The sequence below is a fragment of the Blautia sp. AF19-13LB genome (assembly GCF_003479105.1).
Classification (GTDB): Bacteria; Bacillota; Clostridia; order Lachnospirales; family Lachnospiraceae; genus Fusicatenibacter; species Fusicatenibacter saccharivorans.
In genome coordinates this window covers 1-2,200 of sequence record NZ_QUGO01000048.1, presented here as the reverse complement: position 1 = coordinate 2,200, position 2,200 = coordinate 1, and the positions used below count along the sequence as shown (strand labels likewise).

General features: G+C 52.2%; 1 protein-coding gene and 1 pseudogene. Both read right to left on the bottom strand.

The window, feature by feature from the left end:
• Positions 1-97 (bottom strand): annotated as a pseudogene (locus tag DWX32_RS20365) (DUF4315 family protein); the annotation flags it as partial.
• 31 nt (positions 98-128) lie between these two features.
• A complete protein-coding gene (locus DWX32_RS19060; RefSeq protein ID WP_118660864.1) occupies positions 129-2,060 on the bottom strand; it encodes a CHAP domain-containing protein in 1,932 nt (643 codons plus the stop codon).
• Positions 2,061-2,200: the final 140 nt, after the last annotated feature.

Sequence of the window (2,200 nt, the reverse complement as noted above, 5' to 3'; positions counted from 1 at the left end):
GCGCTTCCAGTCCTTTTAACTTGTTCTGATACTCTGTGATTTTCTCGCGGGTCTTTGCGATTTCCTTATTGATACGGTCGATTTTATTGTTTGCCATAGGTCATTTCTCCTTTCTTTTTGGGGCTGCTTTACCAGTTCATCAGCCCGTAGCCTTTGATACATTGATAGTTAAGGTCATAGCTCTTTATCTTGCAGGCGTCGCCGGAATTGCCCTCAACGGTATAGACGCGGCTTTCGTCCCTGCCAAGCACAAGCCCCACATGGTCGGCAACGCCGTCTAAATCCCAATCGAAAAAGATTGCGTCGCCCGGTGCAATATTCTCATAGCCGCGTGCGCCCCATTGTCCCCTTGACTGAAACCAAGGGACACCCTGCCATTCGCAGCCCGCAAATCGGGGTTCGCTTTTTCCGGCTTGATTGTAGCACCATGATACAAAACAGGCACACCATTCCACGCGGCTGTTAAAGCCGTACCAAGACCAGTAAGGGTATCCGCCCACATTTCCGACTTGCTGTTTTGCAAGCTCCATAAGCTCTTGATTTCCGGGGCGCGTACCGTTTACAAACTCCACGCCGCTTAAATCCTCGGACGGGCTTCCGTCGGGAGAACCGCCGCCAAAAATCAGCGGTTTGTTGCCGCTTGTTTCCAAGTACACATGGAACATTTCAAGCTGCTGTGGCGTAAGAAGTTCCTCTGCAAGCTCGGAAATCGGCTTGTTTGTCAGTTTCACATTCAAGATGTAATACTCATAAGGGACTTCCTCGGTGGTGGTTTCCCCGGTTTCCGGGTCGGTGCTTGTTTCGGTGCGGTAGCGTATTTCCACTTCCTCGGTCAGCGTCAAGGTGTATTGCATGGCAAAGATACGTTCAAGCTCTGCCTGTGCGCTCTGCGGGGTGTAGCTCTGCAAGAAGGCGGTCAAGTAAGACGCTAATTCGTGGGGGTTATGCCCGATACTGTCAAGGTCATAGCGGTATTCATCATAGCCGGGGTGGGTGCTTTCGATAGCGTCAATCTCACTTTGCAGCCCGTTTTCCAATGCGGCATAGTTGTTTTCAACTGCCACAAGGTCGCTGTCCTCGGACGTGTAGGAAGTCCCTAACACGCTGTTCATGCTGCCGGAAAACATTGCCCCGCAAGAGGAAAGCCCTACGGATACCATGATGAACAGAAGCAGCGCGGCGATAGCGATTATCACGCCTGCCGGGTGTCGTCCTGCAAAGGCAGCCGCTTTCTTTGCCGCTGTTTGGGACGCTCCGGCGGCAGCTTTGGCGGTGGCTGCACCGCCTTTCTTTGCCGCCTTTGCATACTGGCGTTTTATCTGCTGTTTCTGCATGAAACGGGAAAGAGGGTTAGAAGTAAACTGCGGGTTGTCGTGCAGGGTCTTGTGATACTGGAAGTTGACGTTTGCCTTAAATGCTGCCTTTTCTGCCTTTGCTGCTTCCCGGTAGGTTTTGAGCTTATGGCTGCGGTAGCCCTGTTTTAATTTCCTCACCCCGTATTTCGCGCCGCGCTCGGCAAGTTCCTCTGATTTATGCGCCCCCTCAACGCCGCAATTGTCCTTTTCAACGGAATGTATCTTGTTGTGGACGAAAATACCCGCTCCCTGCGCGGGGCGGGATAACGGGTTCCTGTGGGCTTTGCCGCCGGGTATGGGCTTTTCCTGTTCTTCAAAGCGTAAGCGGGTCTTTGCCTTGCCTGCGGCTTCATCAAAGGTGCGCTCCTTAACCAGATTCTTTTGCTTCGGGATTGCTGTCTTTACTGCGTCCAGTCGGTCAGCGGCGTTTTCCGATTTTTTGATGTAAGTTTCCAGTTCCGGCGTTGCCCGTTCCTCGTCGGTAAACTGTAAGCGGGAAGTGGAAGTACGCAAAGCAGTAGCTTCCTGCTCTTTTTTGACGGCCTTTTTGTTTGTTTTTCGGGTATGTGCTGCGTCAAGATGTTCTATGGCGCGTTCCGCTGCGGCACTGTCCGGCTTTGAAAAGTCGCTGTCTGCTTCCCGGCTGCTGATACGCTCGGCGGTCTGCTGTGTTTCGTTTACCTCAATAAGCCCGTCGCGGGTCATTTTCTGTGTGATTTTATCGCGTGGTTTTAACTGCTTGATAGTCCTGCACCTCCAATCCGCGCCCTCGCAAGGGCGCAATACTCTGCATTTAATTCAATCCCGATATAATGGCGGTCAAGGCTTTTTGCTGCAAATCCTGT

Coding starts and splice junctions, on each gene's coding strand:
- DWX32_RS19060 (WP_118660864.1), bottom strand. CDS start 2,060: ATGACCCGCGACGGGCTTATTGAGGTAAACGAAACACAGCAGACCGCC.